Genomic DNA, 24,138 nt, shown 5'->3' with positions numbered 1-24,138 from the left:
GAACGATGATCTCTGCTGCGTCGATGCTGATCGTGCGAGCAGGCAGTGGTTCGCGGGCAGGCCCGCGGAGTACAGATCCATCAGCGATGCTGAATTTGCTTCCGTGGCAGGAGCATTCGATGACTCCGCCATCCACCTTGCTGACGGCGCACCCTTGGTGCGGGCATACGGCCGAAAACGCCCGCACCTCACCGGGGCTCGGCTGGGTCACCACGACACGCTCCTTGGCATACACCCGTCCGCCGCCGACGGGAATCTCGGCCAGCGGCACTCGAATCGGTTCGGATTCAGCGCTGCTACTGGCGCATCCCGCCACTACAGCTACTGCCGCGGCCGCACCGACCAGGACACTTCGCCGGGTGCACTCGACGCAAGGCGGCGGATCGGAATGTCTTGCAGGAGAACTGTTCATCCCGCCACCAGCAGCCCAGTCGCGTACATCACCAGCAGTCCCACTGCGATACCACCGAGAGTCGACCCGCTGAATTCGCGACTGTCGGGTTCGCGCAGGCTGGGGGTGATCTGCACGATGACTTGGATGATCGCGCCGACCCCGACGCCGAGCAACAACGCGGACAGCTCGGCATTGTTGACGGTGGCGCCAAGTACCGTACCCGCGATCGCAGGTGCTCCGGCGAGCAGACCAAGTCCGAGCAACACGAGTAGCGAGGGGCGCCGTTCGGTCAACGGCGCGACAACAGCAAGTCCCTCGGTGGTGTTCTGAATGGTGAACCCGATAACGAGGAAGGTGCCCAACGCCAATTCGCCGATGGCATAGGCGGATCCGATGGCCAGTCCCTCACCGAGATTGTGCAAGCCGATCCCGAGAGCGATCATCAACGCCAGCCGGACCCCGGTTCGACCTTGGGCAGCCGAACGCTGACGCCGGTGCCGCAGCCACCGGTCCACCGCGGTCAGGCCGAGGAACGCCAAACCCGCGCCGAGCACGACCAAGGCGGTTCCGCCGAATGCGCCTCCGTCGCGATCGGCAAGTTCGAATCCTTCGCGAGTTCCCTCCCACGCGAGAAACACCAGCAGACCCACCGTCGCGGCGAGCAGCACCCGCACCACCCTGCCACCCGCGGCACGCATGACAGGCAGGAACAACATGCCGAGCACCACCGGAATGATGCCGACGTAGGTTCCCAGCAACGCCATCAAGCCGAAGAACGAGGCGTTCGCTTCCGGAGTGGTTACGGCGGCAGGGATTTCGTGCTCGATCACCAGCCCGGTCGAGGTGAGCATCGAGATCAGGTACGGCTGACCGTCCTGCCACGGGTAGTCCAACCGCAGTTGCGCCGAGGACAACCTCCCGATCGGCTCGGTGGGGCCGGTGAAGTCGACGTAGGCGTCGTTGACGAAGATCTGGGCGATCGCTACCGGGTCGGGTCCGGTGTTGCGGACGGTCAGCGCGATCGTGCCGGACTCGAGCACGGTGTGCTCGACCGCGATCTCCTCAACGGGCGGCCCGGTGCGTTCCGGCAGGGACTGCCCGCCGAGCAGCGCAAGCCCGGCCAGCACGGCAACGAGGAACGCGACGGCGGTCAGGCCGAGAAGCCACGGTTTGCGGGTGCTCGCGAGATCCGTCATCGCTACTCCACCACCTCGAACATTCCCATCCAACCGAGTTCGGCGAACTCGGTCTTGTGGGCGTGGAACATGTACTGCCCCAGATGCGGGAAGCGCAGCTCGCAGATCCCGCGCTGGCCTTGCCCCTGCACGATGGTGTCGGTGAATTCCGTTGGCTGCAAACGGGTTCCGGTGGGGTAATAGTCGAAGAAGTTGCCGTGGATGTGGAAGCTGTTGATGGGGTCGTATTCGAGCACGTTGACCAGATAGATGCGCACGAGCTCATTGCGCCGCACGCGGACCGGTTCGTGCATGTAGTGGAACGGAATCCCGTTGACCGCGTAGAGCTGATTGCCTTCGCCGTCGAAAGTGGTGTTGTAGCCGTGCATCACCATCACCATTTCGTCGGCAGGCGGCCGCGGTTGCGGCGGATCGACGATGAAGGTGCCGTACATGCCACGCGCGATGTGTTCGGCCAGCGGGCCGACGTGACAGTGGAACAGGTGCAGCCCGAACGGGGTTGCGTCGAACTCGTAGGTGAAGCTCTCGCCCGGGTTGATGACACCGCGACCGATCCCGGGGATGCCGTCCATGTCAGCCGGGTGGATTCCGTGGAAGTGCAGCGTGTGCGGGTGTTTCGAGCCGTTGGTGAAATTGACCCGAAGCAGCTCGCCTTCACGGCACCGCAAAGTCGGCCCCGGGATCCGCGAATTCAGTGTCCACGCAGCGAAACTCACGCCTGGTGCGATCTCGATGTCTTCATCACTGGCGAAGACATCCCACTCGCGTAGCGTGCGGCCGTCGGGCCGGGTCGAGGTCCGGCCATAGTCGAAGTCACGCAGGATCTTGGTCGGGTCGAACCCGTTGCGGACGTGGTCGACAACAGATCCCTTGCGGAACGTCGGCCCGCTGACACCACCCCCATGCCCACCATGCCCCGCATGACCGGATGGGTCCGGCGCTTCAGCTCTGGCTGTTGTGGACTCGCGCCCCGGCAAAGTGCCCAGCGCCAGGCCCGTGGACGCGGCCACCGCACCGCCGAGCACGAACCGGCGCCCTATCGAAGATGTCATCCCAGCCTGCCGTTGTTCAGTCCAATCTATCGGAATAGTTTGGCAGGCCGAAGATAATCTTTCAATAGTACGAAGATCAGTGGTAGAGCGCCTGCTCAGGGGTCTGCACACGCCGAAATGACCGCCCTGACCGTCGGGCGACCCGGCCAGTGCGGTCATTTCTTTGCTATCGGCTCAGCGAAGTCGCAGTGCCGGGTTGCCGTTCTTCGCCGTCGGAGCGTTCACGATGAGAAGGTCGATCTGTGTCGGGGCTGGCGCGGAGCAATCGTCACTGTCAGCGACTGGCGCATTCAGTGGAAGTTGTTGCACAGAAACGGGTTCGGGCACCGTGTCAAGGTCGACGAACAGCCCTTACTCCCGGGATTCGCCCCCTGAGGTTCCGTCTCGTCAAGGGTGGCGCTGTCCCGGAGGGCGTGCATGATCAGGATGCCGGCATCGACTCAGAACACCCAATACTGTTCCAGAACTTGATAATTCGGTTTGCTGCCGAGCCCGTGCAACTGTCCCTGCTTCGGGCCACTACCCGGAAGCCACGTTCGGTTACGCCGGACATGCGTGGGGTTGCCGCCGATAGTCAGCGCTGCGGTCACCATGCCGCACCCAGCCAGACGTCCTGCCGGACAGTTACGTCACCGCGCAGAGGAACGATGGCTAGTAGTGATATGTGAGGTAGCCCGAGGTCCATTGATCCTCGTCTACTTCATATCCGACGATCTGAAAACAGTCAGGTTCATCTCGGAAACCGGGGAGAGTCTGCGCTTCGCGAATTCGTTCCTGTGCGCGCTGCTCGGTTGAGTAGACCCCCAAGAGTTTGACAACGTCCCCTTCTTGCTCGTCACAGGTGAGTTCTCCATCGTCGTCGACGTGCCGAGTCGGAGTCCCGTCCAGCGGGCGCGCGTGATGGATGTGATGTAGCAGAAAGACGTCCACGCTGCCGGAGCCTATACCTGGACGTCGGTACAAGAATCCTCTGATCCGGCAGTCGGCGGCAAACGGCCGCGAGCCGAAGACATCCGCAGATGCCGTGTAGTTGGGCTGAAACTACCTCTGCAGCAGGAAAATCCATGCATCGTTACCAACCCGCCGTGGGGTCGGCATCTGCTCACGCAGATGATCGCTGTGCGAGCTGGCGCCGCTCAGTGGTTGAACAAGGCCGCGTAGGACATCGACAGAGCCCGCGCGCTGCTGCACCGCTCCGGAATTGCGGGAACGTCTACGTATCGAGGACGATCGATGTGCGACACTGACGCTGTGCAGCCCAAGCGCAGGATTCACTTTGTGGGCAGCTTGCCCGCACAGTTGGACAGTCCAGAGAAGGCCATGGCGTTCGCCGTCGACACTGCCGGTGAATTCCTGGACGGCATGGTTCCGGGTGGTGAAGCGGATCCATATCGGGCCCAGTGGTATGTCAGACCCATCATCGACCGGCTAGGCAAATCCCCGGCGCTGGCGCACGTGCGCCAGGGTGATTGGTCGACGCTGCGTTCCCGCGACACCTTTCGACTTCGGGCAGGCCGATCGTTGGCCGAAGCCGATGTCGACGCCGCGCTCGGCTATGCGGCGGAGGCCGGGCGTGCCTGGGACGCGTTGGTCGACCTACACCGAACCGATCCAGGGCTTCGCTTGCAGGTAGGCATACCGACGCCCTTCGTCATCGGTTTCATCGCCTTCGAGGCGCGGATGCTCAGGTGGCGTCGCGGCTCGGTCGGTCGTGGTGACCGGCGCTTCCCCTACTACCACCCGATTCTCGACGCCACCGTCAGGGAGATCGTCCGTATCCGTGAGGCGTTGCGGGACAACGTCGTATTCCAACTCGAGCTGCCGGCGGAGACGCTCATCTGCGCGGCGGCACCCGCAGGCCTGCGGGAGGGCCCGGCCGCCCTGGCGGGTCGAGCGATCGCACGCCTCGTCGCACGGGCGCCCTATGATTCCCGTTTCGGTGTACACCTGTGCTACGGAAGCCTCGACGACAAGCCGGCCATTTCGCCGCGATCAGCGGCTCCGGTCGTCGCGCTGGCCAACGCGATAGGGCGTTACTGGCCAGCTGGACGGCATCTCGATTTCGTCCACATGCCCATCGGCGACGGCAAACAGGCGCCGGTGCGGCCGCGGTATTACGCACCCCTGGCACGTCTCGAATTGCCTGCCACGACACGTGTTATCGCCGGACTCGCGCATCCGACGCAGCCGCTCGAGCAAGCACGACAGGGGCTGGCGGCGGCGGAATCGGCCTACGGCGGCCTGGTGGACGTCGCGGCCCCATGCGGCCTCGGCCGCTATACGACCGTCGACCGAGCGCGGTCCGCGGTAGCGCACGCAGTCGCGTTGGCTGAAACGGATCCGTAACACTGCAGCAACGACCAGTGCTGTCATTTGGGAGTAAGTGCTGGTAGACCTGTTGTGGGGTGTTGGATCGTGTTGTGTCGGAACATGGTTCGTCGACGACTCGGTTCGGACAGGCGGAGCGGCGACTCGTTCGGGCAACGCATACTCCACCACATCCGAACAAGACAGATCTCTGAAGGAGCACCCGTCCGAGGTAGCGATCGGCTACCGTTACACTTGTGGTCGAAGGAACAGAAGGGCCTGTGTCGGAGAACAACCGAATGCCGCAACCGTTCAACCTCGATCAGATGAACTCTGCTCGGGTGTATGACTATCTGCTGGGCGGAAAAGACAGTCGCGAGTCCGACATCGAGCTCGCCAATGAAATGCTCTCTCGGACACCCGAACTCAAGACCGTGGTCTGGTTCTGCCGGAGTTTCATGTTCAAGGCGGTCGAGATGGCCGCGGAGGCCGGTGTCCGTCAGTTCATCGATCTCGGCTCGGGGATCCCGAGCTCGCCCAACGTGCATGAGGTGGTGCAGAAGATCCAGCCGTCGGCGCGGGTGGTGTATGTCGACTACGACCCGGTCGTGTACGCCCATTGCAACGCGCTGTTGACCAAACCAGACGGTGTCACGGCACTGCTCGGCGACGTTCGTCGTCCCAGCGACCTCCTCGATCAGCTGAAGAACGACTCCCAGATCGATTTCAACGAGCCAGTGGCGATAACGGCCATCGGTGTGCTGCATTATGTGATGGACAACGAACACCCCGCCGACATCGTCGCCGCCTTCCGCGATGCGATGGCACCAGGCAGTTACCTGGCGATCACCCATGGCTCCCTTGATTCCTCCCCGGAGATACTCCAAGTACTCGAAGCCACCAAGGGCTCTTCAGCCCAAGTCACTTTTCGGACTACAGCACAGACTGAGGCATTCGTGACCGGCTTCGAGTTGCTCGAGCCTGGTGTGGTGCCCGTACAGGAGTGGCTCCGCCCCGGTTTGCCGGAAACTCGCATGGTCATGCTCGGTACCATCGGCCGCAAACGCTGAGGATCCGACTTGAACAGGAGTAATCTCGTATACGCCAATTTGTTGGCCGCCTGCACATTCGAGCGTGCGTCAGGTGCTGTCCCAGTCAATCAGAGGATGAAAGAATGAAGACCCTCAAAATTGTCGCTGGTGTCGCGTCGACGATCGTAGCGGTCGCCGTTGCCACGACCGGCGCCTCGGTTGTCAATGCCCCTCTCGCTTCCGCCGCTCCCGGGGATCTCATTACCGCAGATGTCCCCACCCTGGGCGAACTTGACGACCAGGTTGCGTTCCTGATCGAAAGACCCGGCTCCGACGAGGCCAAGGCCGTCCATATGGAAGGCGGCATGAGGGCGGTCGTGGTTGCGCGCACCCTCTACAACATCGGCTGGTACCGGGCTCCGCGCGGGTCGAACGACATCACCGGTCCCGAAACCCATGACGGCAACGTGCACACCGCGATGCTGCGCAGCAAGTCAGCGGGACAACCGGACCTGGTTGCGCGTGTGGTCTGGAAGCGCATCGATGGTGTCTGGAAGCTGTCCAACAGCTCCGTGTGCGAGGGCGTCAAAGCCGTCGGGCTGGCGATGGGCTGCGACTTCTGACCGGCTCCGAGCTGCCGTGATCGATCTCCGTGACCTCACCCTGAGCTACTCAGGCGTCACCGTCCTCGAAGTCCCCGAACTGACCGTGGCAGACGGGGCACTCACTTACCTGATCGGTCTCAACGGCACCGGCAAGACCACGCTGCTGCGGTGTATCTGTGGCGTCATCGCGCCTACCGTCGGCACCGTCCGGGTCGACGGCACCCTCATCCGGGCCCATCACACCACACCGGCAACGCTCGGAATGCACCTCAACTACCGGGCGTTCGACCCACGCCACACGGCACGTCGGCACCTACGCTGGATCGCCCGCGCCCGTGGACTACCCACCGGCCGAGTCGGCGATGTCCTCGAGATGGTCGACCTCGTCCGGGTCGCCGATCGCAGGCTCGGGCACTATTCGCTCGGCATGCTCCAACGTGTCGGTATCGCCGCCGCATTGCTCTCCGAGCCGCAAACCCTGCTGCTCGACGAACCCCTCAACGGCCTGGACATCGCGGGCATCCGCTGGATACGCGGACTGTTGCGCGACCTTGCCGATGCCGGGACCTGTGTCCTGGTTGCCACGCACCTGCTCGACGAGGTCGAACGCAATGCCGACCACATCGTCATCATCGGAAGCCAGCGCATTCTGACCAACCAGCCATTCACACACCTCATGAACACCCTGGGTCCTGGCGAGTCCAGCCTCGAAGACGCCTACGTGCGCATCGCAGGCCTGCCTACCCACCTCACGTCCGGCGTGGCCCCATGAACAGTCCCGGTCCAGCCACCTTGATCCGCCGCGGCATCGCCGCCGAATGGACCCGCACCGCCGGACGCAGCTTCCTGTGGGCCGTGGCTGTCCCCGTCACCTTCGCGCTGCCGCTGGTCGTCACCTTCGGAATCGCCGCTGTCGCAGAACGACTCGCCAGCCTGCCCGGACAGAGTTACCTAGCCACGGTCTCCACCACCAACTCCGTGTACTGGGTGATCACCATGTCCGTGGCGGTCATGATGGTCACCGCTGCCTACGCCCACGCCACCCAATGGCGCGGTCAGACAAGCGATCTCAATGCCTTCCTGTTTCCACGGTCCTGGACGGTCGCGTTGGCCCGGTGGATCTACTACGGCGCCATCACGGCGATATCGACAGTTGCGCTGCTCGTCGTCGTCATGGTCACGCTGCCGCACCAGTTCCCCCAAATCTATGGGGCGGTGGATATCACCGACTCGGCCGGTATCCGGTTCCTCTGGACCGTCCCGATCTACGCGTTCGCCGCATGTGGAGTGGGTGTCGCGGTCGGGTCACTGATTCGCACTCCGTCTGCCGCCGTCGCCGTCCTGCTGTTCTGGGTCTACGTAGCCGAGAACTCCATCAATCTGCTGCCCCGTGGACACGCCCTGCAGGCCTACGCCCCGTTCCTCAACGCCGTCGCCGCAACGGGCCAAGAAGTCGCCTTCCTCCCTCGCTTCGGCCGCAACGGGTCTCTGCTCTACTTCGTCCTCGTCGCCGTTGCCCTCTTCATCATCACAGCCGTCCTGCCCATCCTCATTCGCCGGCTGTCCGGACACCGCAGAACGACACTCACCAAATCAGGTACACCCTGATTTGGTGAGTCTCACGAGCCCGATAGCCTATGACCGCGCGATTACACAGAGACTGGACGAACCTCGAGCGGAAGCCTTTTCATCCCAGGGATCGGCCCCATGACTCGCGAGAGCTTGGTGTCGACCGGCTGGAACTCCCACTTCGACAGCAAGCTGTGGAGCGTCGTTTGCAGTGACAACCAGGCGTAGTTGTTACCAATGCACATTTGATTGCCCATGCTGAACGGAGCGAAGCTCCTGATTTTCGAATTCAACCACCGATCGGGGTCGAAAGTGTTCGGCTCGGGGAAAATCTGCGGGTTGCGGTGAATAGCGGCAAGGCTGTAGCCGATATTGGTCCCCGCAGGAAATGTGAAACCGTCGAGTTCGACCGTGGTGACGGTGCGCCTCGTCTGCAGCAGTGCCGAATGAGTCCGCGTGACCTCGTTCAGGAACCGGTTCAGGTAGTCGAGTTTGTCGAGGCTGATATCTCCCGCGGCCGAGATCTCTTGGCTCAGTGTCGCAGCCATCTCCGGATGCCGTGACAACTCGTACAGCGCCCAGGTCAGCGTCGCGGTCGAGGCGTCGATCCCGCCGAAGAGAATGGTCATCGCCTGCTCTATCAGGAACTCGTCACCACGCTGCTCCGCATCCGGCGAATCCAGCAGGATGTCGATCAGGTCGTTCCTGCGGTCACTGCTGAGCCGGCGCGCGACGAACAGCTTCCTGCAGAAGTCCCGCAGTTGCGCTCCAGCCGATACGAATTTGCGGTTCACCGGTAATGGCAGGCTCGCCAGCTTCTTGGGCAGCACGCTGCCCACGATGGCGCCGCCGCCGATGTCCCCGATCAGACCCGAGATGAGTTGCAGCTCCTCGGTACTGGCTTCGTGCGAGAACATGGTCGCGACCAGGTTGGCGACCACCATCTTCGCCAACGCGGAACGGACCTCGACAATCTGGCCTGGCTGCCACGAATTCGCCAACGCATCCGCGTTGCGCTTGATGATGGGCGCGTAGCTTTCCAGCTCCGGCCGATGGAACGCTGGTTGCAGCAGACGACGAAGATCCTTGTGCTGCTGACCATCCGCAACGATGAACGATTCTCCGAATACGAGACGGATGCGTTCGAAGAGGAGCCCGCGCTCGTAGGCATCGGAGTTGTCTACCAACACCTTGTGCAGTATCTCGAAATCGGTGATGACATAGACGACGAGACTGCCGATGTCGACACGTGCTATTTTCCCGACGCTGGACAGATCCACCATGAACTGGACTGGATCACGCCACATTTTCAAGCCGTGTCCGAGAACCGGCAAACGCCCGGGACCACACGGGACGTCACGGAGATCCACTGCATGTTGCCTTTCATTCGGCAGGTTCGAGGCTACAGACTTCGAGTGATCAGAACACATTTCAGACATCAGCGATCCCACTCCTTCCCTGATGCCCGGCGGCGAGGTCGCTGAACAATCGGTCAACGCCGTCGACCGTGGTGGGGTCGGCGCGTGCCGAAAAGGCAGGTACTCCTGCTTGTTCAATCACGACGACCGTCTCCTCCGCCGCGTCACAGTTGCCATGTACCACCACCCTCATCGGCGGCACGGCGCTGGGCGATGGCCCGTCCGCTGCCGCTGGACACCCCGGCCACGAGAAGTGGTCTTCCGACTTGGTCAGTCATAGCCAACTCCTGGATCAGCGTGTCGGGCAACGATCTCCTCACAACTCACGACAAACCTGCCCCGGTCTCAGACATCTCCGATCGTCCGCGCAGGGACTCCCGCACGAACAGGTGACAACCGAGCTGGATCACTGAGGCCTGTTGTCCATCAACACGTTATATTAGCCGGGATCGTCGACCGAACCCGGCTTTACTGCCGAACCGCCAACGGGCCGAGCACCATTCACGGTAGAAGCCACATTTTTATGTTGGTGTCGATCGCTGCCGTGTAGCTGGGGAGGGCTTTGCGAGCAACCTCGTGCAACTCGTCCAGATTTCCCAACCACGCCCGCACCGAACGGCATTGGAATCTAGAACACGTCGCGCAGGGTCTCCAGAAGGCGGGCGATGTTCGCCTCGTCGCGGCGATAGTAGGTCCGTTTTCCCCGCCGTGTTGCGACCACCAGCCCAGCTTGCCGCAGCATAGCGAGGTACTGCGAGGTGGTTGACTGCCCCAAACCGGCACGCTGCTGAATGTCGGTCACGCAGACACCGATCTCGACGTCGTCGGGCTCATGGCCGGGGAAACTCATCGGCTCCTTGAGCCACACCAGCATCTGACGGCGGGTCGGGTTGGACAGGGCCCGGAACACAGCCAGCAACTCCGCCTCCGAGAACACGCGGTGATCATAATGCACACACATATTGATAATTCGCGATATATCGATCTAAGGTCAGCGCAAGTCGACTTCGATGCGCGTGGTGGCACTCGTCCGCTTCGGTGCCGCGGACACCGCGTTCGCCGGGCCGACATCGCACAGGCACACGCCCTGTTGGAAGGTGGCTCCGCCGGCGAGGGCCGCGGACGCCGACGCGGCAAGATCGCCGTCACTGTGCGCCCCTGGACGAACTACCTTGCTGAACAACGCCTTTGCCTCTGTGGCCGGTCACCGACCCGTGGGCAGGAGTGCTTCGGGAGTCAGGTCGGCGATGGCCGGGTAGCCGTCGAGGCCCATCAGCAGGTCCGTTTCTTGCAGTAGCGCGTCGAGGACATTGACGATGCCGTCAGCTCCCGCGAGGGAAAGGCCGTAGATATAGGGACGACCGATGCCGACGGCGGTCGCGCCGAGGGCGAGAGCCTTGACGACGTCGGCGCCGGAGCGGATACCGGAGTCGAACAGCACCGGCATTCCGTCGGCGGCCGCGACGACACCGGGCAGTGCGTCGATCGCGGCGAGGCCGCCATTGGTTTGCCTGCCACCGTGATTCGAGCAGTAAATGGCGTCCACGCCTGCGTCTTTGGCGCGCCGGACATCGTCGGGATGACAGATACCCTTGAGCACCAACGGAAGACGCGTCAGCGAGCGGAGCCAGGGCAGGTCGTCCCAAGTGAGACGGTTGCCGAAGATCGAGTTCCAGGTGTCCATCGCAGCCGAAGGATCTTCCTCGGGTGATTTCGGCAGCAGCTTCTGGAACACCGGATCAGTGAGGTAGTTCGCGAGGCACTCGCTCCGCAGCCGGGGCGAGGTGGCCAGCGACGTGTCGCGGGGTCGCCAGCCGGTGTGCCAGCAGTCCAGCGTTACCACCAGTGCACGAAAACCCGCGGCTTCGGCACGTTGCACCAGGCTCTGCGCCAAGTCGCGATCGGTCGGGGTGTACAGCTGGAACATTCCAGGAGTGTCGCCGAACTGTGCGGCGACGGTTTCCAGCGGGTCGACGGCCATGGTGGACGCCACCATCGGCACTCCCGTGCGGGCCGCGGCCTGAGCCGTCGCGATCTCACCGTGCCCGTGCGGATCGCACAAGCCGATCACACCGACCGGGGCCATGAACAGCGGCGTCGGCAGGGAGATTCCACACAGCTCGACAGACAGATCACGGTGCGCGCTCGCACGGAGCATCCGGGGAAGCACAGCGAGTTTCCGGAAGGCGGCCACATTGTTGGACTGAGTGAATTCGTCACCCGCACCGTGCGAAACGTACGACCAGATATCGGCCGCCATCGTGGTGTGCGCCTTTTCCTCCAGTTCGGTGTAGTCCGCGAAGTTCGTCATGTCGTTCCTTTCTGTCGAGGCGGAGCATCGGACGCACTGCGGCGAGCTAGCCGCGTAGGACAGGTTTGAGCATGCGAATCAGTGCCGGAGAGGTGGCCAAGGAATCGAGCGCCGGTCGCAGGCTCGTGGCCAGAGCCGCGCGGTCGTTGGTGCTCAGGTGCTGCAGGAAGTAACGGCGTACCCGGTCGATGTGCTCGGGGGCGACGGCGAGCAGCAGTTCGCGGCCGGCGTCGGTGAGCACGACTTCGACGCCTCGTTTGTCGGCCGTGGCCTGCTGGCGGTCGACCAGACCACGGGCCTGCATGCGCTTGATCTGCTGGGAAAGCCTGCTCTGGGAAAGCAGAGCCGCCTCGGCCAGATCGTTCATCCGCGCCCGGAAATCCGGGGCTACCTCCAACGCGACCAGGATCCCGTATTCGTCCAGCGTCAGCCCGTGCCCACGCCGCATATCAGTGTCGAGCCGGTTGAGCACCAGTCGGCTGGTGAACAGCAACGACCACCATGCAGCCATCTCGTCACCGTCCCACCTCGTATGTGCAGTACTTGGGGACTCGCCGTGCGCGACCATGATCACATCTCCTAACGGCTACCGTTCAGCTAATATGCAATCTACATTACATTTAATGTAAATCAAGCGGAGGTAGCCATGAGCGACATCGCCGAGCTGCTCCACCGGCACCAGCCCTCAGCACAGCGGCGCTTCAAGGATCTGGTGCACGATCGACTTCCCTTGACCCCGGCGTCGTTCCCGCACGACGCCACCTTCAGCGCGGCCACCGCGACCTGGAACTATCGGGCACAGGTGCAGCCGGTCGGCGTGGTGGCCCCGCGTTCCACCGCGGAGGTGCAGGAAATCATCCGCTGCGCCCGCGAGGCGGGAGTCACGCAATTGGCCATCCGCTCCGGCGGGCATTCGTTCGAAGGCGCAAGCCTCGGCGGCCAGGATGGGCGAGCGGTGGTGATCGACATGGTCGAGATGAACGACATCACCATCGACCGCGACGCCGAGACCGCGACTGTCGGCGGCGGCACCCTCACCGGCAACCTGATGGTGGCGGCCTTCGAACACGGTGGACTCATGCTGCCCACCGGCGAATGCATCGCCGTCGGCATGGGCGGTCAAATCCAGTGCGGCGGCTACGGTCACTACTCACGCACGTACGGCATTCTCACCGATCGTCTGCTGCGGGCCGAGATGGTGCTCGCCGACGGCTCCGTCGTCACCGTCGACAACCATCACAACTCGGATCTGTTCTGGGCGATCCGCGGCAGCGGCACCGGCTCGTTCGGCGTGATCACCAGCCTCACCGTTCAATTGAACAAAGCCCCCGCCGCGCCGGCGAACTTCTTCATCAAATACCCGCTCACCGACGCCGCGTCGTTCGTGTCGACGTTCAAGGCGATGCAGGAGTACTCGCTCAACGCGCCGCTGACGTTCAATCCGATGATCGTCATCTGGCGCGAACGCTTGCAGATCCTGGGCTCACTGGCCACCGAGACCGACGCCGAACGCGACGCATTGATCGCGGATATGCGCGAAAAGCTGCCCCCTACCGATGAATTCGACATCCGGCCCGCCGACTACGTCGAGACCATGCGAGTCCAAGGCCTCGAGGACAGCTCCGCGCCGAACTACCCCGACCTCGTCGATGTCCGGCGCGAACGCCGAGAACACCTGCGCTACATGAAAAATCAAGGCCGGATTCGTGCCCGAACCGTTCACCGACGAACTCATCCAGGCGCTGGCCGAACACGCCATCAGCCAACCGGCGGACGGCGTGCGGATCCAGTTGCACGGCCTCGATCCGAACTCCGGGCTCCCGGTCGAGGCCACAGCCATCAAGAACCGCGGCTGCCCGTGGTTGATGGGCATGTCCTCGGCAGTGCTTCTCTACGACGCCGGCGCCACCGCCACCATGGACGAAACGGGCAAAAATCTGGACGAGTGGCTCAACCAGGCCTACGAGATCTTCTATCCGTACACCACCGGCGGCTACATCGGCGACGACGACTACGCCGAAGGTGACCACGGCCGCGACATGTTCGACAGCTACTACGGCCGGCACCTACCGAAGCTGAAGGCAGTCAAACGCAAATACGACCCCGACAACCTGTTCCACCACAAACTCAGCATCCCGCTCGACTGATCTGCGGGGGCGACCCCGCTCAGGAACGGAATACCCAACACCACAATCGAATTCGAGGAGCACAACATGCGAACTATGGCTGATATCGCGGCGCTGCTCCACCAGCACCTGCCCACCATGCAGATGAGTTTCGAGGGCGATCCCGAGTACGACCGGGCGCGGGCCACTTGGAACGTGCGGACTCAGTTCCGTCCGTTGGGGATTGTGCGGCCGCGCAGCACCGCCGAAGTGGCGACGGTCATGCGGTGTGCCCGCGAGGCAGGGGTCACCCAGATCGCGATCCGCTCCGGCGGCCACTCGATCGAGGGCAATGGGCTTGGCGGGCGGGGTGGGCATGCACTGGTGATCGACCTGATCCACCTCGACAAGATCACAGTTGACCCGAAGGCGCGCACCGCGACCGTGGAACCGGGTGCGCTGCTTGGCAATCTGTACTGGGAGGCGTGGTCGCATGGCGAGCTCATGGTTCCTGGCGGTGACTGTCTGCCTGTCGGCGTCGGCGGACAGGCCACCTGCGGTGGATACGGACGTTCCGTGCGCAGGTACGGCATCCTCACCGACCATGTGATGCAGGTGGAGGTCGTCACGGCCGACGGCCGCGTGCTGATCGCCGACGACGACACCAACTCCGATCTGTTCTGGGCGCTGCGTGGTTCGGGTACCGGCTCGTTCGCCGTGATCACGAAGTTCGTGCTCCGGCTGCACGAGGCGCCGCAAGCACCAGCGAACTTCTCACTGCGCTACCGCCTGAGCGATATCGACTTCGTCGAAACATTCACCGCGCTACAGGATTTCACCCTGAAAGCGCCGACGTCTTTCAGTCCGATGTTGGTTATCTGGCAGGGCATTCTCGAAATGGTCGGGGTAATCCTCACCGACACGCCCGACGAACGCGACGCCGTGATCGCGGAAATGCGCGCCACCCTGCCGCGACCGACCGAGTCCGATATCGAACCGATGAGCTATATCGACGTGGTCGCCACCCAAGCCGCGACACAGACCTCGGCGCACTGGCTCGCCGAACCGGGCAAACTCAGCCGGGAAGCCGACGAGAACCTGCGCTACCAGTCGATCAAGGCCGCACACCTGCCCGAGCCCTTCACGTCCGAGGTCATCGCGAAACTCGGCGAACTCGCGGCCCGGCAACCATTGCAGGGTGCCCGAATGCAGATGCAAGCCCTGGATCCGGCCTCCGGACTACCGGCGGACGCCACGGCCGTCAAGGTCCGCGGCAGCGTCTGGCTGCTCGGCTTCGGCACCGACGTCGAATCCGACGAAACCGACGACCCCGCAAGCCTTGTCGAGCTCGGCGGAGCCCGCCGCTGGTGGCCCACCGAGGCCTACGAACTGATGTACCCCTACACCGTCGGCGGCTACATCGGCGACGACGACCTCGAAGAACAGCTGCACGGACGCGACATGTACGCCAGCTACTACGGCGATCACTTCCCCCGGCTACAAGCCATCAAGCGCAAGTACGACCCGGACAACCTGTTCCACAACGCCATGAGCATCCCGCTCGACTGACAGCCGCGCGCCTACCTGTGCAACAACCGCACCTGCGAGATCGGCCTCGAACACGGAATCGGCGGCCACTACGAATCATTCGTCTTCGCCCTCGAACGCCAGACCCGCCCACAGAGCTAACCGACTGCTGAGAGAGGAAGCGCGCAGATGACTACGGTACGAGAAGCGTCCTACCAAGTGTTGCGTTCGCTGGGAGTCACCACCTTCTTCGGCAATCCCGGATCGAACGAACTCCCCTTCCTGCAAGAGTTCCCGGACGATTTCCGCTACATCCTCGCCCTCCAAGAAGGCGCCGGTCTGGCGATGGCAGACGGCTACGCACAATCCACCGGAAAACCAGCACTGGTCAGCCTGCACTCCGCGGCAGGCGTCGGTCAAGCGATGGGCAATCTGGTGAACTCCTGGCAAGCCGGAACGCCTCTGGTGCTGATCAGCGGTCAGCAGTCCCGCGCGTTGATCACGTTGCAGGGCATGCTCACCAACCACGATGCCACCACACTGCCGCATCCCCTGGTGAAATGGAGCTTCGAAGCACCATCACCGCAAGCGGTACCCGCCGCCTTGGCCCGGGCCGTCGCCTGCGCGATGACCGCACCCACCGGACCGGTGTATCTTTCTGTGCCGCTGTCGGATTGGAACGAGCCCGCCGACACCGACAATCTGTCATACCTATTGGATCGCCAGGTAGCCGGCCGACCCATAGCGGACCGAGTGGCGCTGCGTCAGCTGGCTCGACGTTTGGACACTGCCGACAACCCCGTACTGGTCCTCGGACCCGACGTGGATATCTACGGCGGCTGGGACGCCGCCGTCGCGCTTGCCGAAAAAGCAGGACTGCCAGTCAAATTCGGCACATACGAGTACCCGAGGATCTCGTTTCCGACCCAGCATCCCTGCTACCAGGGCACCCTCGGCGCCAGTGTCGGCCAGGTCCGAGATCAGCTGGCCCCCTACGACTTCGTCGCCTGGATAGGCGGCGCGGTGCTGCCCTACCACGCGTGGGAGGCCGGTCAGTACCTGCGCGAAGGGACCGAACTGACCCTCGTCACCGCAGATCCTGACCAAGCCGCGCGCGCACCGCTCGGCACGGCCATCGTCGGCGACCCCGCCGAAGCACTCGGTGAACTCGCCAACTTGGTCACCACCCCCCGGGCACTGCCAGCATCTATGAAAAAGCCTGCACCGGTTGATATCTCAGTGCAGTACACCGGTATGGTCAGCGAGGCTCAGTTCCTCCAGGTACTTACCGAGCACCATCCAGACGACGCCGCATGGGTATACGAAGCGCCCTCGCTGGGCGCGTGGTGGGACAAACTGCCGATCACCGCACCCAACAGCTTCTTCTGCGGCGCCGCCAGCGCCCTCGGCTACGGGCTGCCCGCAGCGGCCGGAGTGGCACTCGCCCAACCGAACCGGCCCGTGATTGCGCTCATCGGCGACGGCTCAGCCAACTACAGCATCACCGGACTATGGAACGCCGCCCAGCACAACCTCGATATCACCTACCTCATCGTGCACAACGGCGCCTACCAAGTACTCAAGGACTACGGCACCTGGCTCGACACGGACGGGCTACCCGGCCTGAACCTGCCAGGCATCGACTTCACCGACATCGCCACCGGCTACGGCGTCCCCGCCCGCACCGTCACCACCACCGACGACCTCGCCGACGCACTGAAACAGGCCTTCGGCACCCATGGCCCACACCTGATCCAGGTCCAGATCACCGACGAGCCGAGCACAGTATTCGACTGAAGCGCCTTCCTGCTCGTCGGACGATATTTGACCTTTAGGTCAACAATGGCTAACATCTAGCTATGGGACGATCGCGCAACTTCGAAACCGACTCGGTTGTCGAGCGAGCCATGGACATGTTCTGGACCAATGGCTACACCGCCACCTCACCGGCCCAGCTCGCCGAGGCCACCGGGGTCGGAAAAGGCAGCCTGTACCACGCTTTCGGGAGCAAGCGGGAGCTGTTCGACCGAGCATTGACCCGCTACGAGGCTCGTGCGGTCGAAGTGACCGATGAGTTCTTCACGCAACCGGGGACGGCCCGCGAGTGCCTTTCGGCATTTCTCCGCTATCTCGCAGACCGCGACCTGATGCGAGAGTATCCGCGTGGCTGCCTCGTCGTCACGGCCATCGTGGAGCAAGACGGTCATGATGCCGAGATGATCGGCAGGCTCCGCCGGATTCAGCAGGACATGATCACGCGGATCGCCGAGCGCATCGAGAAGGGCCGCCGTGACGGTGACGTACGCGCGGACCTCGACTCGCTGACGGCGGCCGAATTCATCCTCAACACCCTCTATGGCGTGCGCGTGCTGTCCAAGACCGCGGACACCGCGTTGGTGCACCGCATCATCGACACCGCACTGACCGTCCTCTGAATTGACGACGGCACTCTCGGACCTGATTCCATAACTCGCGTGAAAGTCACGCGATACGAAAGGAGTTCATCATGATGTTCAAGACCGCTGCCGCAGCAGGAATCCTCGCCATCAGCGCACTGGTGGCGACCGCCCCGGTCGGCGCCGCACGGCCGGCCAACGCCACATACATCGGCAACTACGGCACCTTGGAGGCTTGCCAGGCCGACGGCAAGTCACCCACAACCGGTGGCAACCAAGGGGAATGCGAACAACGCGACGACGGCACCTGGGATCTGTACACCTTCTGAGGGCGTGGCGGGCGTTCTGGGCGCATTCCCGCCCTCCTTCGATGCCAGCCCGACTATGTGAACGGCCTCGAGATTCGGTCGCTATCCGGACGGACCGCGGCCCGTGCGGCATAGAACTACTGTTCAATAGCAATTGACTACAGCTATGGAGGGTTGATTCAGAGCATCGAGCGAAGGAGAGCGCAATGACCAATGCGATACGTCCGGGGAACACGACGGCTCAGCAATCCGACAACGCACGCGCCGTGATCGAGCGGTGGTTTCAACTGCTGTATGCCGAGGACAGCGAAGCCATGATGGATTTGGTCACCGACGACGCGGCCCTGTATCAGCCCTGGCAGTTGCCTGGTCTGCCCGACCGGGCCATCGGACGCCCCGCGCTCTATCGAATCTTCGGCGGCACCGCGCGGGATATGTGGGCGCCGGGTGCCATGACCGCCATTACCGTGCGGCAACTCGTCGAGCCGGACAGTTGGCTGGTCGAGGCCGAGGGCGATCTCACCTGCCGTGCGACCGGCCGCCCGTACCACGCCACCTACGTCGCGGTATTCCGCATGCGCGACGGCAAGATCGCCGAGATGAAGCAGTATCACAACTCGCTCAACCAGGTCATCGCCCTCGGTGCCGACATTCATGGAGTCAACGTCTGAGCATCCCGTTCTCGGCGCTACTTCACCCCCGCCAACCCCTGATCACCAGATGCCCGCACCGGGACCGGTCCGGCTTCACACCACACGTACTCGCACCGGCCGAAGCCGACCAGCTACTGACCTGGGGACTAGGCCTGACAACGATGGTCCGTCGCCCAACCGCCAAGGCAGCCGAACTGACTCAGGCGGAACTACGCGCCGGAGCTGCCGAACTGACCAAACGCGTGTACACCTGGCGGCCGCAGTGGCTGGCCGTCCTCGGAGTCACCGCGTTCCGCGCCGGCTACGGGCGACCGGATGCCACCGTCGGGCCACAAGATCTCCGCATCGGAGAGACAAAACTATGGGTGCTCCCGAACCCAAGCGGCCTCAACGCGCACTATCCGCCCCAACGGCTCGCGGACGAATTCGCACGGCTGCGCCGAGCCATACCTGATCGAAGTCGACCGCCCGGAGATCCCGTGCCGCAGTAGCCCACTCGTGAGTGGGCGTGCGGGGAGAAGTAATCTGCTGAACCATCACCGGCCGCGCTCTATGCCGCGGGTGTCCCCATCGGTCGCTCGTGCGGTGGCCTAAGACTGGCCGTAGAGCGGTGGCCGACTACGTGTTCGAGGTTTCACGGCGTACAGTCTTGACTACCTTCTCCGAGTCCCGCAGCGCGGCTCGTCTCCGTATGGATGCCAGACTCAGGAGCAGAGTGTGTCGTTTCTTGATCGCCGTGACGCTGGACGTCGACTCGCAGAACGCCTGGAGTCGTATCAAGGGCCAGGAGTGGTAGTGCTCGGGCTACCACGCGGCGGCGTTCCGGTCGCCTACGAGGTTGCGACGGCGCTCGATGCTCCTCTCGATATTGTGGTGTCCCGCAAGCTCGTTGTCCCGAATCGACCGTGGCTGGTGTTCGGTGTTGTCGGCGAGGGCGGGGTGCGGGTGACCGATAGCGATTTCGGGGATCGTGCCTTCCTTTCCGAGGACGACCGAGCCCAGGTGGCGTGTGAGCAACGAGAACAGTTGCGCCGCAGCGGCGCTCGCTACCGTCGCGGAGACGTCCACCTGTCATTGGACAGTACTACCGCGATCATCATCGATGACGGCCTCGCGACCGGCGCCACCGCACACGTGGCCTGCGGTGTCGCCCGCACCCGCGGCGCCGCTCGGGTGGTGTTCGCCACCCCGGTCGGTTCGTGCCGAGTCCTGCGTGCGTTGACTGCGGTCGCAGACCAGGTCATCTGCTTGCACGCACCACAATTGTTCGGCCCGATCCGCCCCTGGTACGAGGACTTCGCCGAGGTCACCGACGACGAGGTCTGTGCCTTGCTGAACCGGGCGGGCGAAACCCGCGCTGTCCCGCGCCTGGTCAGCGCAGCCTCCCGGCTCACCTGACTACGGCCACATCCGGATGGATTCTGCGAACAGCACACAACGGTAAGGAGGCACGACATCGGATCACAACAAGCGCCCGGCCCTGACGGCGCGGCCGACAACGAGGACGTCCAGGACGACACGCCCTGAAACGGATCAACAACCCCACCCTCAACCGAGCCGAAACCACGGCCCTACGACGCCGACTCACCGACGACGACCGCGCGGCCATTAACACATTCGGGCGCGGTTGATGGTGGGACACAAACGATCTCGAGTCTCTCGAGCTCGAGCATGGGTATCGCGCCTTGTGCGTCGTGCCAGCACGCTATCGGTGTTCGGTGGCCGTGATGGCCTTGTCCAGTTCGGCGCTGACCAAGGGCCATGACTTGGCGGCGAAATTGGTGTGGCTGCCTTCGATTTCGGTGAGCCAGAGGTTGTTGGTGTGACCGGCCAGGCCGGTGATCATGCCGGGGCTGTCGTCCGGGGATTGGAACACCTGCATGACCGGCACCTCGAGGAAGCTGTACGCAGGGGCGTAGCCGAGTCTGGTCGGAAGGCTCGCCCGATATCGCGATACCGAGGCCACCATGTCTTCTTTCGACATGTTGACTGGCGGATCACCAGCCGACGCGACGCCAGCGCCGAAGAACGCTTCATCGAACCCGCTAGCAGCCAAGAGCTCAGGCAAGACCGGTGTCGAAAGCGCCCCATACCACACGATATTGGGCATGTTCTTGACGAATTCGGCTGGGTCACGACCGGATTCGACCAACGCGTAGTGCGCCAGATCCAAGCTGGGTGCGCCGATCGCGCTGAGTGACGCGATCCGGCCCGGGTGCCGGAACTGGTATTCGGAGGTGAGGAACGAGCCCCATCCCTCGGTGAAGATGTGCACTTGCTTGCCGGGTGCGGTCTTGTCGATCACCACGCCGAATTCATCGGCCAGATTCTCCAGACTGTTCAACTCGTCGTTCGTATTGTGCCCGGAAAGCCCTTCGCCACGTTGGTCGTAGCGCACAACGTGATATTTCGTAGCGAGCTTGCGGGCCGCGGTCTCGAATATCGTCGAGTCCCCCGGCCAACCGCCGGTGGTCACGATCGTGGGCGCCTCGTCGGCGCTTGGCCCGTATTCGTAGATGGAGATCGGAATACCTTGATACTCGGCGAAGCTGTGCCGCGGCTCCTCCGTCGCGGGATCCGCTGACGCAGACACAGCAGAGGAGGTGACCAGCGCGACCGCTGCGGTCATCGTGGCGAATGTAAGCCACAGTGTTCTGGTGTATTTCATGGGAATACCTCTCGTGAATGGTGTGCTCCTACCTCAGTCGGTGAGCGGGAGTTCGATATCGAAGGCATAGATTTGGTTGAGCGGGTTTTGGTAAGTGACCCACTGTGCGATCTTGCCGTCCCGGAGGCGGAGAAGGTGAACATATTCTTGCCGGTAGGGTCGGCCGGTGGGCACCACGACGGCTTCGCTTTTCGCGGTCACCAGCCAGCGATCGGAATCGAGCAATGGGTCGATGCTGATGATTTCGATAGCGAAAGGGTCGAACAGGTCGAGTACCGCCAACGACTTTCTGAGTTCGTCTCGTCCGGCGTTACTGCCCGTGAGGCCGGGCACCTGCCATGGCACGCGTGCGTCGAGATCCTCGGTGAACAATTCGAGGAAACCGTCGACGTCCTTGACCGACTGACGACGGAACGCTTCCTCGATGACAGTTCGGTCGGTGCGGCGCATTTCATCCAATACGTTCATGAGTTTTCCTCCTGTAGCGCGGGCAGATAGGCACAATCGGTCGATGTTCTCGATGCGGTGCGGATCATCGAGTGTGGGCGGCCAGGAAATGGTCGAGCACGCCGCGAGTGATCTGGGTAGACCAACTGCTCCAGATCAAGGTGTAGGCATGTTCGGTCCAGGGAAGCAGCACGCTGCGGTGCGGCACTGCGACTTTGGTGAGCGCGGTGTCGAGCTCGGTGGTCTGCGCGACGTTGACGAAATGGTCACTGCGGCCGTGCAGGAGCAGGGTCGCAGGCAGTCCGGGACGGACATAGCTCAGCGGGGAAGTAACGCGATAAGCCTGAAGAGCGGTGTCGGTACTGCCGCCGAACACCGTGGTTGCGATGTGGTCGTCGAGGGTGAGAGCGGCGGTGTCGGTGGGTCCGTACTCACTGATCACCGCCCGCACAGGGTGTTCCGGCACCGGGCACGAGGGAGGGAAGGCGCCGGTACCGACGGTGTAGGCGGCGAGCAGGGCGAGATTCGCGCCGGCGGATTCGCCGATGACGGTGATGTCGGCGGGATCGATGCCGAGTCGGTCGCTGTGCTGAGCCACCCAGCCGATCGCGCATTTGACGTCGGAGGTTTGCTGATGCCAGCGCGGTGGCGGCGACAACCGATACTCGATATCGAACACGGTGTAACCGTGCTCGACGAACCACTGGTTTTGCTGCGGTGACTCGTCACGACCACCGGTCGTCCACGACCCGCCGTGCACGAACACGACCGCCGGGTTCGCCGCCGGGCCGGCGGCCGACCAGATGTCGACTTTCAATGGTTGCCCGTCGAGGGTTGCGAATACCTCGGTTCTGCTCGGGCCACCGACCTGCGGACCGCGGCCGAAGTAAGCAGACAGCGACAAGGTGACGCCATTGCCTGCAGCGGTCCGCGAAGCCGCCGCCCACGGCACCAGGGCGGCAGCCGCGCCCATGACCGCGATCACGGCGACACCCGCTGTCGCCCAACGCCATCGGCGACGCCAGGTCGCCACGCCAAACCCGATCCCGAGCACCGCGGGTATCAGCAGATACAGCGAATAGGAAGTGGCTATCAGGGCCGGCCACCATGCTTGGGCAGGCAACGTCGGCGACAGCACGATCGCGACCGGGGCCGCGATCATCATCGCCCACACCACCAACCCCGCCTTCAGCAGTCGTCGACCTCCTGCTTCGAATCGCTTCCGACGCCGTTTCCACCCCGGCACGGAACCGTCGACCGGCGTGGCGGCACCGGAGGCGATACCGGATTCGGTGACTACCATGACGATCCCTTCTCTTCACGATGCTCGCGAACGCGCATCCGGTGTATGAGGTTTCGTGCCAACGCAGGACTGTGCGGCTGATGCTGGATGCTCAGGTCTTGCCTGCGACATTCGACGTTGTCGGCATGCCCGCTCCTTCCCAGCTACTTGGACTATCAAACTTTCCAGGCAACGATGCAGGCTTTGATTGCCGCTTGTCAAGGTTTTGTGCTCCAAGTAATTTACTGGGATTATCCAACTAGTTGTACGCTGGTGAAGTGGCTGATGAACTCTCCGAGCGTGCGCTGGGCTACCAGCTGATCACTCAGTTTCAGACCGCGTCCGGCCAGCTAGGAGCGGCAGTAAGCGACGCGTTACGTGAGCTGGAACTCACCGAACCCTTGGCCAACCTGCTCTGGCTACTCGACCCGGACGCCGAGCAGCCGTCGATGAAGGACCTCGCAGGCCGCCTCTACTGCGACCCATCGACCATCACCTTCCTCATCGACAAACTGCAAAAACGCGGCCTCGTCGAGCGTCGCTCCGGCAATCACGACCGCCGAGTCAAAATCGTCACCCTCACCGACACCGGCGTCGAACAACGCCGCAAACTGATCGAAGCCGTCACCGAGCGCTCCCCGATGAGCGCGCTATCCCTCAGCGAGAAGCGACAACTCCACCGACTGCTCGCAAAAGCCACCCGGTAAACGAGGAAGGGACGCGACTACTACCAGATGGCCGAACTCGCGTAGTCCCCACGGCGTAGACAGCAACAGCAGGGAGGTAAGACAGGCAGCGAAGTCCAACCGTTCATCCCGGAGAGTGACGGCCAGGTGCACTTCCGGCTCTTCCGGATGCGGAGACGACTC

Annotated in this window: 26 protein-coding genes; 15 read left to right on the top strand and 11 right to left on the bottom strand. The window is 63.2% G+C overall.

Annotated elements, in window-relative coordinates:
• From NA11_RS46950 to NA11_RS47385, 4 genes are all read right to left on the bottom strand, one after another.
• A partial coding sequence (locus NA11_RS46950) for a QcrA and Rieske domain-containing protein (RefSeq protein WP_245746563.1) occupies window positions 1–214 on the bottom strand: 214 nt, incomplete at its 3' end.
• A 194-nt stretch (window positions 215–408) separates the two neighbouring features.
• Window positions 409–1,590 (bottom strand): ZIP family metal transporter, encoded by a 1,182-nt coding sequence (locus NA11_RS41935; protein WP_069167681.1) that lies wholly within the window; start codon window positions 1,588–1,590, stop codon window positions 409–411.
• A 2-nt stretch (window positions 1,591–1,592) separates the two neighbouring features.
• The gene (locus NA11_RS41930; protein ID WP_069167680.1) at window positions 1,593–2,642 is read right to left on the bottom strand and encodes a multicopper oxidase domain-containing protein; all 1,050 of its coding nucleotides are present in this window, start codon (window positions 2,640–2,642) and stop codon (window positions 1,593–1,595) included.
• A 651-nt stretch (window positions 2,643–3,293) separates the two neighbouring features.
• Window positions 3,294–3,572, bottom strand: a complete 279-nt coding sequence (locus tag NA11_RS47385) for a DUF7336 domain-containing protein (protein ID WP_069167679.1) — start codon at window positions 3,570–3,572, stop codon at window positions 3,294–3,296.
• A gap of 348 nt (window positions 3,573–3,920) precedes the next feature.
• Here NA11_RS47385 and NA11_RS41920 point away from each other — a divergent pair, with 348 nt between their 5' ends.
• The 5 genes from NA11_RS41920 to NA11_RS41900 all read left to right on the top strand — a co-directional run bounded on the left by NA11_RS41920 (window position 3,921) and on the right by NA11_RS41900 (window position 8,193).
• On the top strand, window positions 3,921–4,988 hold the full coding sequence (locus NA11_RS41920) for a hypothetical protein (RefSeq protein WP_141718151.1): 1,068 nt from the start codon (window positions 3,921–3,923) through the stop codon (window positions 4,986–4,988).
• Window positions 4,989–5,248: 260 nt separating this feature from the next.
• Window positions 5,249–6,019 (top strand): SAM-dependent methyltransferase, encoded by a 771-nt coding sequence (locus NA11_RS41915; RefSeq protein ID WP_069167678.1) that lies wholly within the window; start codon window positions 5,249–5,251, stop codon window positions 6,017–6,019.
• Between the two features lie 104 nt (window positions 6,020–6,123).
• Window positions 6,124–6,603 carry an MTB12 C-terminal domain-containing protein gene (locus tag NA11_RS41910; protein ID WP_069167677.1) on the top strand — a complete coding sequence of 160 codons (480 nt, stop codon included), beginning with the start codon at window positions 6,124–6,126 and terminating at the stop codon, window positions 6,601–6,603.
• 16 nt (window positions 6,604–6,619) lie between these two features.
• Window positions 6,620–7,357: an ABC transporter ATP-binding protein gene (locus NA11_RS41905; RefSeq protein WP_069167676.1), complete on the top strand. Its 738-nt coding sequence runs from the start codon at window positions 6,620–6,622 to the stop codon at window positions 7,355–7,357.
• On the top strand, window positions 7,354–8,193 hold the full coding sequence (locus tag NA11_RS41900) for a hypothetical protein (protein ID WP_069167675.1): 840 nt from the start codon (window positions 7,354–7,356) through the stop codon (window positions 8,191–8,193). Before NA11_RS41905 ends, NA11_RS41900 begins: the two co-directional genes overlap by 4 nt.
• A 41-nt stretch (window positions 8,194–8,234) precedes the next feature.
• Here NA11_RS41900 and NA11_RS41895 read toward each other — a convergent pair whose 3' ends face one another.
• From NA11_RS41895 to NA11_RS41870, 4 genes are all read right to left on the bottom strand, one after another.
• On the bottom strand, window positions 8,235–9,584 hold the full coding sequence (locus tag NA11_RS41895) for a cytochrome P450 (protein ID WP_281197192.1): 1,350 nt from the start codon (window positions 9,582–9,584) through the stop codon (window positions 8,235–8,237).
• Window positions 9,585–10,200: 616 nt separating this feature from the next.
• Window positions 10,201–10,509, bottom strand: a complete 309-nt coding sequence (locus tag NA11_RS41885; RefSeq protein ID WP_069167684.1) for an ArsR/SmtB family transcription factor — start codon at window positions 10,507–10,509, stop codon at window positions 10,201–10,203.
• Window positions 10,510–10,776: 267 nt separating this feature from the next.
• Complete coding sequence (locus tag NA11_RS41875; protein ID WP_084655557.1) at window positions 10,777–11,883, bottom strand: alpha-hydroxy-acid oxidizing protein; 1,107 nt, start codon at window positions 11,881–11,883, stop codon at window positions 10,777–10,779.
• Window positions 11,884–11,929: 46 nt separating this feature from the next.
• Window positions 11,930–12,394 carry a MarR family winged helix-turn-helix transcriptional regulator gene (locus tag NA11_RS41870; RefSeq protein ID WP_167837854.1) on the bottom strand — a complete coding sequence of 155 codons (465 nt, stop codon included), beginning with the start codon at window positions 12,392–12,394 and terminating at the stop codon, window positions 11,930–11,932.
• 135 nt (window positions 12,395–12,529) lie between these two features.
• Here NA11_RS41870 and NA11_RS41865 point away from each other — a divergent pair, with 135 nt between their 5' ends.
• The 9 genes from NA11_RS41865 (at window position 12,530) to NA11_RS41830 (ending at window position 20,270) form a co-directional block, all read left to right on the top strand.
• On the top strand, window positions 12,530–13,909 hold the full coding sequence (locus tag NA11_RS41865) for an FAD-binding oxidoreductase (protein WP_084655555.1): 1,380 nt from the start codon (window positions 12,530–12,532) through the stop codon (window positions 13,907–13,909).
• 13 nt (window positions 13,910–13,922) lie between these two features.
• Window positions 13,923–14,030, top strand: coding sequence for a BBE domain-containing protein (locus NA11_RS46095; RefSeq protein ID WP_167837853.1), 108 nt, complete (start codon window positions 13,923–13,925; stop codon window positions 14,028–14,030).
• A 66-nt stretch (window positions 14,031–14,096) separates the two neighbouring features.
• Window positions 14,097–15,557 (top strand): FAD-binding oxidoreductase, encoded by a 1,461-nt coding sequence (locus tag NA11_RS41860; protein WP_084655553.1) that lies wholly within the window; start codon window positions 14,097–14,099, stop codon window positions 15,555–15,557.
• A gap of 147 nt (window positions 15,558–15,704) precedes the next feature.
• Window positions 15,705–17,312, top strand: a complete 1,608-nt coding sequence (gene mdlC / locus NA11_RS41855; RefSeq protein ID WP_069167670.1) for a benzoylformate decarboxylase — start codon at window positions 15,705–15,707, stop codon at window positions 17,310–17,312.
• 62 nt (window positions 17,313–17,374) lie between these two features.
• A complete protein-coding gene (locus NA11_RS41850; protein WP_069167669.1) occupies window positions 17,375–17,950 on the top strand; it encodes a TetR/AcrR family transcriptional regulator in 576 nt (191 codons plus the stop codon).
• 71 nt (window positions 17,951–18,021) lie between these two features.
• A complete protein-coding gene (locus NA11_RS41845) occupies window positions 18,022–18,240 on the top strand; it encodes a hypothetical protein (RefSeq protein WP_069167668.1) in 219 nt (72 codons plus the stop codon).
• Window positions 18,241–18,425: 185 nt separating this feature from the next.
• A complete protein-coding gene (locus NA11_RS45345; protein ID WP_141718149.1) occupies window positions 18,426–18,890 on the top strand; it encodes a nuclear transport factor 2 family protein in 465 nt (154 codons plus the stop codon).
• Window positions 18,788–19,363 (top strand): mismatch-specific DNA-glycosylase, encoded by a 576-nt coding sequence (locus NA11_RS41840; RefSeq protein ID WP_141718152.1) that lies wholly within the window; start codon window positions 18,788–18,790, stop codon window positions 19,361–19,363. Before NA11_RS45345 ends, NA11_RS41840 begins: the two co-directional genes overlap by 103 nt.
• Window positions 19,364–19,589: 226 nt before the next feature.
• The gene (locus NA11_RS41830; protein ID WP_084655552.1) at window positions 19,590–20,270 is read left to right on the top strand and encodes a phosphoribosyltransferase; all 681 of its coding nucleotides are present in this window, start codon (window positions 19,590–19,592) and stop codon (window positions 20,268–20,270) included.
• Between the two features lie 307 nt (window positions 20,271–20,577).
• On the opposite strand, the gene NA11_RS41825 is transcribed toward NA11_RS41830, so the two are convergent.
• The 3 genes from NA11_RS41825 to NA11_RS41815 form a co-directional block, all read right to left on the bottom strand.
• Window positions 20,578–21,501 (bottom strand): alpha/beta fold hydrolase, encoded by a 924-nt coding sequence (locus NA11_RS41825; protein ID WP_141718148.1) that lies wholly within the window; start codon window positions 21,499–21,501, stop codon window positions 20,578–20,580.
• Window positions 21,502–21,573: 72 nt separating this feature from the next.
• Window positions 21,574–21,990: a nuclear transport factor 2 family protein gene (locus tag NA11_RS41820; protein WP_069167664.1), complete on the bottom strand. Its 417-nt coding sequence runs from the start codon at window positions 21,988–21,990 to the stop codon at window positions 21,574–21,576.
• An 82-nt stretch (window positions 21,991–22,072) separates the two neighbouring features.
• A complete protein-coding gene (locus NA11_RS41815) occupies window positions 22,073–23,290 on the bottom strand; it encodes an alpha/beta hydrolase (RefSeq protein ID WP_084655550.1) in 1,218 nt (405 codons plus the stop codon).
• 257 nt (window positions 23,291–23,547) lie between these two features.
• Here NA11_RS41815 and NA11_RS41810 point away from each other — a divergent pair, with 257 nt between their 5' ends.
• Window positions 23,548–23,976 carry a MarR family winged helix-turn-helix transcriptional regulator gene (locus NA11_RS41810; protein WP_069167663.1) on the top strand — a complete coding sequence of 143 codons (429 nt, stop codon included), beginning with the start codon at window positions 23,548–23,550 and terminating at the stop codon, window positions 23,974–23,976.
• Window positions 23,977–24,138 lie beyond the last annotated feature (162 nt).

The sequence above is a fragment of the Nocardia altamirensis NBRC 108246 genome (genome assembly GCF_001612685.1).
GTDB classification, from domain to species: domain Bacteria; phylum Actinomycetota; class Actinomycetes; order Mycobacteriales; family Mycobacteriaceae; genus Nocardia; species Nocardia altamirensis.
This window is presented reverse-complemented; position numbering and strand designations above follow the sequence as displayed.